Below are 245 nucleotides of genomic sequence, written 5' to 3'. Positions count from 1 at the left end.
TTTAATTGATTTTCTTCAATAAATTTTATAAGTCCACCAGACTTATAAAACGGTCCCGACGGGAATCGAACCCGCGATCTTCGCCGTGACAGGGCGACGTGATAACCGCTACACTACGGGACCTTTTTATGGGAGTTAACGGGTTCGAACCGCTGACCCTCTGCTTGTAAGGCAGATGCTCTCCCAGCTGAGCTAAACTCCCATTGAGTGTTCCTAAGCTAAGCGACTTCCGTATCTAACAGGGG

At 48.2% G+C, this 245-nt stretch carries 2 tRNA genes; both read right to left on the bottom strand.

Going from position 1 to position 245, the window contains the following annotated elements:
- Positions 1-50 precede the first annotated feature (50 nt).
- Positions 51-123: transfer RNA gene (locus tag AT575_RS10385), tRNA-Asp, on the bottom strand.
- A gap of 6 nt (positions 124-129) precedes the next feature.
- Positions 130-202, bottom strand: a tRNA-Val gene (locus AT575_RS10380).
- Positions 203-245 lie beyond the last annotated feature (43 nt).

This window comes from Streptococcus penaeicida (assembly GCF_002887775.1).
Classification (GTDB): Bacteria; Bacillota; Bacilli; order Lactobacillales; family Streptococcaceae; genus Streptococcus; species Streptococcus penaeicida.
This window is presented reverse-complemented; position numbering and strand designations above follow the sequence as displayed.